Raw genomic sequence first — 8,046 nt, 5'->3', positions numbered from 1 at the left:
CCGTTTGCGTTTATGGCGGCGCGCTACCGGGCGGCCGCGTCCTGTCTTCCTGTAGAGCGGGGCAACGCCCCGCTGGGGGCATTACCGGGCAAGCCTCGCCGGGCGTTGCCCGGCGCTACAGGGCGGCCGCGTCCTGTCTTCCTGTAGAGCGGGGCAACGCCCCGCTGGGGGCATTACCGGGCAAGCCCCGCCGGGCGTTGCCCGGCGCTACAGGGCGGCCGTGTCCTGTCTCCCTGTAGAGCGGGGGCAACGCCCCGCTGGGGGCATTACCGGGGCAAGCCTCGCCGGGCGCTGCCCGGCGCTACAGGGCGGCCGTGTCCTGTCTCCCTGTAGAGCGGGGCAACGCCCCGCTGGGGGCATTACCGGGGCAAGCCCCGCCGGGCGTTGCCCGGCGCCACAGAGCGGCCGTGTCCTGTCTCCCTGTAGAGCGGGGCAACGCCCCGCTGGGGGCATTACCGGGGCAAGCCCAGCCGGGCGCTCCCCGGCGCTACCGGGCGGCAACGCCACGCTGCCGTTACGGCGCCGGTTCGGCGACGAGCACGTCGATGCCGCGGCGCTGCAGCCCTTCGCGGGTCGCTTCGTCGATGCCGGCGTCGGTTATCACGGCGTGGATCTGGTCCAGGTAGGCGATGCGGTGCAGGCTGACCCGGCCGAATTTTGAGGCGTCGGTCAGCACCACGATGCGCCGCGCGCGTTCGACCATGCGGTGGTTGAGGCGCGCTTCGGCCTCGTCGTGGGTGGTCAGGCCGAACTGCAGGTCCAGGCCGTCCACGCCCAGGAACAGGGTGTCGAAGCTGTACGGGTTGAGGCTGGCCTCGGCCTGGCTGCCCTGCAGCGACAGCGACTGCTTGCGCAGTTGGCCGCCGGTGAGCAGCACGTTCATGCCTGGCGCGTTGGCCAGTTCCCAGGCGATGTTCAGGCCATTGGTCATCACCGTCACGTCGCGGTGCCCGCGCAGGTGGCGCGCCAGGGTCATCGTGGTCGAGCCGGAGTCGATGATGATGTTGTCGCCGGGCTGCACCAGCTGGGCGGCGCGCGCGCCGATGGACTCCTTCAGCGGCAGGTTCAGCGCATCCTTCTCGTGGATGTCCTGTTCCTGCGGCGGTGTGCGCACCAGGGTGGCGCCGCCATGGGTGCGCGTGGCCAGGCCCTGTTCCTCGAAATGGCCCAGGTCGGTGCGGATGGTCACCGCCGACACGCCATAACGCCCGACCAGTTCGGCGACCTGCACCGAGCCGTGCTCGATCAGCTGCTGCAGGATCTGCTGCCGGCGGGAACGGGTGTTGCGCATGGCCATCTCGTGCTTTCTCCGGGAAAGGCCGAGCTTAGCCGTTCGCAAGGTTCGGGTGGGCGGAACTTTCGCTGTGCTTGCGCATGCCGGCGGTATTGGCCGAACAGGCGCGCGCGTATTCGTCCAGGCACTGGCCGATGCGGTGCCGCACCAGTGCGCCCGGGGTATTGGCCAGCGTGCCCTCGCGCACCGCGCGGAACTGTTCGGGCAGGTACTGGCTGAGCAGCACCAGCGGCGGCGCGTGTTGTTCCAGGTTGGCGAACAGCGTGCGCACCGCGTCCAGCAGCGCCGGCTCGCCCCAGTAGTAGCGGCAGCGGTCGCTGAAAGCGAAAGCGCGCAGCAGGCGCAGCGTGGCTTCGTCGCCGTGGTAATGCGCCTGCCAGTATTTCGGCTGCGCCAGCATCACCTCTTCCAGTACCTGCGGCAGGCGCGAGCGCTGCGCGGCGGGCAGCAGTTCGGCTTCGATCGCCGCCAGCGCGAACAGCGCTTCGCGATAGGCAAAGGTCGCGGCCGGGCCGACCTTGAGGATGGCGAAGTGGTCGCGCACCAGCGCATGCAGGCCGCTCTCGCGCTGGTAGTCGGTGGAGTGCGCCTCGAACACGATGCGCGGCTGCTTTTCGAGGAAGTCGGCCAGCTCGCCGGCGGCGGCCGCGTCGTAGTCGTGCACGCTGCTGTGGTCGAAATCCACGCCCGGCTGCACCACCATCGCGATCACCCGCTGCCAGGCCTCGCGCAGCTGCGGCGTGTCGAAGGCCTGGCGGTGGATCTCCAGCGTCTGCGCGGCCGCGGCCGGCGTGGTCACCGCCAGCCCGGCGTCCAGCGAGGCTTCGCCGCCCGGGACGGGAACCTCGGTGCCGATCACGTAGACCGGCGGCGGCAGGTCGTGCGCGGCGGCGGTGCGTTCGGCGATGACGGCCAGTTCGGCCGAGCGCGCCGCGACGGTGGCGTCGGGCAGCGGCACCGGGTCGTCGACGCAGGACATGCTGCAGTCCAGGTGGATCTTGTGGAAGCCGGCGGCGACATAGGCCTCGATCAGCACGCGCGCGTGCGCCATCGCCTCGGCCGCCGGCTGCTTCTGCCAGGCATTGGGGCCGAGGTGGTCGCCGCCGAGCACCAGCCGGTCGCGCGGGAAGCCTTCCTCGTCGGCCAGCGCCCGCACGTAGTCGCGATACTGCGGCGGGGTCATGCCGGTGTAGCCGCCGAACTGGTCGACCTGGTTGGAAGTGGCTTCGATCAGCAGCACGGTGCCGTGGCGCGCGGCCACGTGCATCGCCGCGCGCAGCACCTGTTCGTTGCTGCAGCAGACGCTGTACAGGCCGACGTTGTGGCTGGCGCGATGCCGGGCGAGCAGGGACTGCAACGGGGACATGGGCGAACTCCCGGATCAGGAAAAAGTGGGTTGGCAGGCGAGCAGGGCGGCGCCGCGCGCGCCGCCGGCATCGCCGAAGCGCGGCGGCACGATCTGCGGCACCTGCACGCCGGCGAACAGATGCGCGGCGATCGCCGCCGGCAGCTGTTCGTACAACGGCGCGTACTGCGAGAGCCCGCCGCCGAGCACGATCACGTGCGGGTCCAGCGCCAGGATCAGCGCGGCGAAACTGTGGCCGAGCAGGTCGCGGTGGATGTCCAGCGCCTGCCGCGCGCGCGCGTCGCCGGCTTCGGCCAGGGCGATGACGTCGCTGGCATTGGCGGCGCTGCCGCCGAGATGGCGTTCGATCATCGCCACGCCGCTGCCGGAGACATAGCGCTCCACGCAGCCGCGCAGGCCGCAGCCGCAGTCGAGCAGCGGCAGGCCGTGGCGTTGCAGCAGGTTGGCCGGCACGCTCCAGTGGCCCCATTCGCCGGCCAGGCCGTTGAAGCCGCCGATCAGCCGGCCCTGCACGCAGTAGCCGCCGCCGGCACCGGTGCCGAGGATCGCGCCGAACATGCTGGCGTAGCCGTCGGCGGCGCCGCCATGCGCTTCGGACAGGGCGAAGCACTGCAGGTCGTTGCCGAAATGCAGCGGCCGTTGCAGGCGTTCCTGCAGGTCGCGGGCCACGCACTGGCCGGTGATGGCCGGCACGTTGGCGCTGAGCTGGTGGCCGCTGCGGCGGTCGCGCACGCCGGGCAAGGCGATGCCGATGGCATGGGCGGCTTGTCCCAGCGCCGCATCGGCATCGGCGGCGAGGGTTTCGACGGCCCGCAGGAAGCCGGCGTAGTCGCCCTGCGGCGTGGCGATGCGCTTGCGCCAGCTCACCTGCAGGGCCGTATCGCAGGCCACCAGTTCGATCTTGGTGCCGCCGATGTCGATGCCGTAGCAGGCGCTGGCGGAGGACTCAGCCATGGTGGATGGTGACGCCCTTGACCACGCGGTTGACGGTGCCGTCGGGGAACGGGTTGTCCGGGGTCAGCCCCAGCGCGGCCGAGCGGCGCAGCGCATAGAGCTGCGCGAACGGCAGCCACGCCGGCGCCAGCCAGGCGTCGGGCAGGGCCGGCACCTGCAGGGTGAAGTCGTCGCCCATGCCGATGTCCGAATGCGGGCCGACCGACAGCACCCTGCCGGCCACGCCGTCGCCGCGCAGTTCTTCCAGCAGGTCCTGTTCGTAGCGGCGCGCCAGCGGCTGCGCGCTGCGCAGCATCACCACCAGGGTGCGCGCATCGAGCGTGGACTTCGGCCCGTGGCGGAAGCCCAGCGGCGTGTTGGCCATCGCCAGCACGCGGCCGGCGGTGAGTTCCAGCACCTTCAGCGCGGCTTCGCGCGCCAGCGCTTCCAGCGGGCCGCTGGCCAGGTAGATCACGCGGTCGAACGGCTGCGCGGCGAGCGCGCCCACCGGTGCGTCCCAGCGTTGCAGGCCTTCCCGTGCCAGTGCGGCGACCTGGCGGATGCGCTCGCCGCGCTCGTTCCACGGCGCGCGCTCGAACACCGCCAGCGCCGCCAGCAGCATGCAGCTCAGGCTGCTGGTCATGGCGAAGGCGCGGTCGCAGCTGGCCGCCGGCATCAGCAGGGTGCAGGTGTCGGCGCGGCCGGCGCCGCGGCGCGCCAGTTCGCCGTCGGCGTTGCAGGTGATGTCGAGGAAACGGGCGTCGTCCACGTCGGCGCGCACGCGCTCGACCGCGGCCACGCTTTCCGGGCTGGAACCGCTGCGGCCGAAGGACACCAGCAGAGTCGGGCGCTCGCGCTGCAGGTACAGCGCCGGGTGGGTCAGCAGGCTGGTGGTATGCACCGCGCGCACTTCCGCCGGCCACTGCGCGTTGATGTGGTCGGCGACCATCTCGGCGATGAAGCCGGAGCTGCCGGCGCCGGTGAACAGCACGCGCTGCGCCGGGTCGGACAGGCGCTGGCCGAGGAAGGCCTGCAGGCGTTCCTGGTCGCGCTCCAGGCCGCTGGCCAGGGTTTCCCACAAGGCCGGCTGCTGGGCGATTTCGGCGGCGGTATCGGCTCCGCCCAGGCGCTGCCAGGCGGACGGATCGGTAAGCGGGGTGGCGTCCATTCTTGGTTCCTGTTGGGCCAGCGCACGATCTGCTTTTTCTTTCGAAATGTCAAACATCGAAAGAAAAAAGAAAGAATTCTTTCGCGATGGTGTCGCTGCCCGTCTGTCGGTACGGATCGAAAGGTTTTCCTGACGGACCTTTCGCTGTCTGTTTCACGTCGCTGAAGGGGATAAGGAAAGTGGTGCTTTGCACAAACTTTCGATTGATATAAAAATTCTTATCTTTTGCTTTCATTTTGTTGACATCTTTCGAAACGCTGCCCTAGAGTCGGCGCAACCGCCATCGAATGCCCGCCTGAAGGGCCTGGGGAGCAAGGTGCACAAGCGCGTACGTCGTCTGCCACTGCCGGTGGCACTGCTTTCCGTCCTGCTGCTGCCGGCGCTGCCGCTGCATGCCGAGCCGGTGGGCAACCTGCGGTCGGTCGGTGCCGGCGATGGCCGCGATGGTGTGCGTGGCTGGGACCTGCTCACCGACAACGGCACGCGCATCCGCATCGAACTGCCGGCCGCCGACATCATCCGCGTGCAGGCCGGCCGCAAAGGCAGGCTGACCGGCGCTGGGGACAAGGCCGCGCCCATCGTGCTGCCGCAGCCGGGGGCCAGCGTGCAGGCGCAACTGGAAGAAGACGCGCAGGAAATCCGCGTGCGCACCGATGCGCTGGTGCTGCACGTGCAGCGGCAACCGCTGCGGCTGCGCCTGGAGCGGCTGGACGATGGCCAGCCCACCGCGCTGTGGCAGGAGCTGCAGCCGCTGGACCTGGATGCCGCGCAGAGCGTGCAGGTGCTGTCCTCGCAGCCCGACGAGGCCTTCTTCGGCGGCGGCCAGCAGAACGGCCGCTACCAGTTCAAGGGCCGCGAGCTGGAGATTTCCTACTCCGGCGGCTGGGAGGAGGGCGACCGCCCGAGCCCGGCGCCGATGCTGCTCAGTTCGCGCGGCTGGGGCATGCTGCGCAATACGTGGAGCGACGGCAGCTACGACCTGCGCCAGCCCGACCAGGCCACCCTGCTGCACCGCGAGGACCGCTTCGACGCCTACTACTTCGTCGGCGCCGGCCTGCCGCGCCTGATCGAGCGCTATACCCAGCTGACCGGCCGCCCGAACATGGTCGCGCGCTGGGCGCTGTCCTACGGCGATGCCGACTGCTACAACGACGGCGACAACATCAAGAAGCCCGGCAGCGTGCCCGAAGGCTGGAGCGACGGCCCCACCGGCACCACGATCGACGTGGTCGACAGCGTCGCCGCCAAGTACCGCGAAAACGACATGCCCGGCGGCTGGATCCTGCCCAACGACGGCTACGGCTGCGGCTACAGGCAGCTGCCCGAGACCGTGCAGGGCCTGGCGAAGTACGGCTTCAAGACCGGCCTGTGGACCGAGAACGGGGTGGACAAGATCGCCTGGGAAGTCGGCAAGGCCGGCACCCGCGTGCAGAAGCTGGACGTGGCCTGGACCGGCAAGGGCTACCAGTTCGCGATGGACGCCAACCGCCAGGCGTTCAACGGCATCCTGGACAACTCCGATTCGCGCCCGTTCCTGTGGACGGTGATGGGCTGGGCCGGCATCCAGCGCTACGCGGTGGCCTGGACCGGCGACCAGAGCAGCAGCTGGGACTACATCCGCTGGCACGTGCCGACCCTGGTCGGCTCCGGCCTGTCCGGCATGGCCTATGCCGCCGGCGATGTCGATGCGATCTTCGGCGGCAGCGCCGAGACCTTCACCCGCGACCTGCAGTGGAAGGCGTTCACGCCGGTGTTGATGGGCATGAGCGGCTGGTCGTCGAGCGCGCGCAAGCAGCCGTGGTGGTTCGACGAGCCCTACCGCGGCATCAACCGCGACTACCTGAAATTGAAGATGCGCCTGACCCCGTACATGTACGGGCTGGTGCACGAAGCCGCGCAGAACGGCGCGCCGCCGGTGCGCGGGCTGATGTGGGACAACCCCCGCGACCCGCACGCGCAGGATGAAACCTACAGGTACCAGTTCCTGCTCGGCCGCGACCTGCTGGTGGCGCCGGTGTACCGCAGCCAGGCCGCCAGCCGCGGCTGGCGCCGCGACATCCACCTGCCGCAAGGCGGCTGGTTCGATTATTGGGACGGCCGCCGCGTGCAGGTCGGCGCCGATGGCCGCCAGCTCGACCGCCAGGTGGACCTGGCGACGCTGCCGGTATTCGTGCGCGCCGGCGCGATCCTGCCGATGTACCCGGCCATGCTGTTCGACGGCGAGAAGCCGCTGGATGAAGTGACCTTCGACCTGTATCCGCAGGGCGACTCCCGCTACACGCTGTACGAGGACGACGGCAACACCCGCCGCTACCAGCAGGGCGAATCGAGCACGCAGCAGATCCGCATGCAGGCGCCGGCGCAGGGCAGCGGCCCGGTGCAGGTGCGCATCGACGCGGTGCAGGGCGCTTACCGCGGGCAGCTGGCGCAGCGCCGCTACGGCCTGCGCGTGCTCAACCGGCAGGCGCCGGCGGCGGTGCGGCTGGACGGCCGCGCGCTGCCCGCGCTCGCCGATGCGGCCGCCTTCGACGCGGCCGACGAAGGCTGGTACTTCGATGCCGGCGAACGCCGCGGCACCCTGCACGTGCGCACCGCGATGGTGGACATCCGCCAGCCGCTGCAGCTGCAGCTGGATTTCCCGGTGGCCGCCGCCGCGGCCGACGACGCGTTCCCGGCCGCGCCGCAGCAGGGCCGCGCGCTGCCGCCGGACAGCCTGCTGGTGGTCAACCGCCCGGCCGAGGAAAAGGGCTATCCGCTGGAAAACGCCTTCGACGACGATCCGGCGACCTGGTTCCGCACCGTGCGCAACCAGGCCATCCGCACCGGCGCCCACGAGTGGGTGATCGGGTTCGGCGAGAGGAAGATGATCGACGGCATTGAACTGGCGCCGCGCAACGACCAACACTGGAAGCACGGCCAGGTACGCGACTACGAAATCTACATGGGCGACAGCAATGGCGAGTGGGGCGAGCCCGTCGCCCGCGGCCGCCTGTCGTTGAAGGAAGGCCTGCAGCGCATCGACTTCCCGGCCCATGCCGGCCGCCTGCTGCGCTTCCGCGTGCTGGGCGTGCAGAACCCGGAGGGCGAGGGCGGCAACGACCCGATGGTCACCGCTGCGCAGAGCAGCGCCGCGCGTGCCATCGACGCATTGCAGCCGCGCGACGTCGGCCCGATCGCGCTGTCCACCTTCCACATCCTCGAACAACAGCTACCGGAGCGGCCGGCACGGCAGCAATACCTCACCCAGCTGCCGCTGCCGGCCGCGCTGGCCGGTCAGGCGCACGC

General features: G+C 70.4%; 6 protein-coding genes. 1 reads left to right on the top strand and 5 read right to left on the bottom strand.

Annotated elements, in window-relative coordinates; all coding sequences use genetic code 11:
* Positions 1–514: 514 nt before the first annotated feature.
* Genes QMX80_RS17225 through QMX80_RS17205 form a run of 5 tightly spaced genes read right to left on the bottom strand, consistent with a single transcriptional unit; the run spans position 515 to position 4,996 of the window.
* Complete coding sequence (locus QMX80_RS17225; RefSeq protein ID WP_055768539.1) at positions 515–1,291, bottom strand: DeoR family transcriptional regulator; 777 nt, start codon at positions 1,289–1,291, stop codon at positions 515–517.
* A gap of 34 nt (positions 1,292–1,325) precedes the next feature.
* Positions 1,326–2,660 (bottom strand): D-tagatose-bisphosphate aldolase, class II, non-catalytic subunit, encoded by a 1,335-nt coding sequence (locus QMX80_RS17220; RefSeq protein WP_282278393.1) that lies wholly within the window; start codon positions 2,658–2,660, stop codon positions 1,326–1,328.
* A gap of 15 nt (positions 2,661–2,675) precedes the next feature.
* On the bottom strand, positions 2,676–3,614 hold the full coding sequence (locus QMX80_RS17215) for an ROK family protein (RefSeq protein WP_282278392.1): 939 nt from the start codon (positions 3,612–3,614) through the stop codon (positions 2,676–2,678).
* Positions 3,607–4,761, bottom strand: coding sequence for an SIS domain-containing protein (locus tag QMX80_RS17210; protein ID WP_282278391.1), 1,155 nt, complete (start codon positions 4,759–4,761; stop codon positions 3,607–3,609). Before QMX80_RS17210 ends, QMX80_RS17215 begins: the two co-directional genes overlap by 8 nt.
* 49 nt (positions 4,762–4,810) lie before the next feature.
* Complete coding sequence (locus QMX80_RS17205) at positions 4,811–4,996, bottom strand: hypothetical protein (protein ID WP_282278389.1); 186 nt, start codon at positions 4,994–4,996, stop codon at positions 4,811–4,813.
* A gap of 81 nt (positions 4,997–5,077) precedes the next feature.
* On the opposite strand from QMX80_RS17205, the gene QMX80_RS17200 reads away from it, so the two are divergent.
* A partial coding sequence (locus QMX80_RS17200; protein WP_282278388.1) for a TIM-barrel domain-containing protein occupies positions 5,078–8,046 on the top strand: 2,969 nt, incomplete at its 3' end.

Source organism: Stenotrophomonas sp. PS02297, from assembly GCF_029959705.1.
Lineage (GTDB): Bacteria > Pseudomonadota > Gammaproteobacteria > Xanthomonadales > Xanthomonadaceae > Stenotrophomonas > Stenotrophomonas nitritireducens.
This window is presented reverse-complemented; position numbering and strand designations above follow the sequence as displayed.

Coding starts and splice junctions, on each gene's coding strand:
- QMX80_RS17210 (WP_282278391.1), bottom strand. CDS start 4,761: ATGGACGCCACCCCGCTTACCGATCCGTCCGCCTGGCAGCGCCTGGGC.
- QMX80_RS17205 (WP_282278389.1), bottom strand. CDS start 4,996: ATGAAAGCAAAAGATAAGAATTTTTATATCAATCGAAAGTTTGTGCAA.
- QMX80_RS17220 (WP_282278393.1), bottom strand. CDS start 2,660: ATGTCCCCGTTGCAGTCCCTGCTCGCCCGGCATCGCGCCAGCCACAAC.
- QMX80_RS17215 (WP_282278392.1), bottom strand. CDS start 3,614: ATGGCTGAGTCCTCCGCCAGCGCCTGCTACGGCATCGACATCGGCGGC.
- QMX80_RS17225 (WP_055768539.1), bottom strand. CDS start 1,291: ATGCGCAACACCCGTTCCCGCCGGCAGCAGATCCTGCAGCAGCTGATC.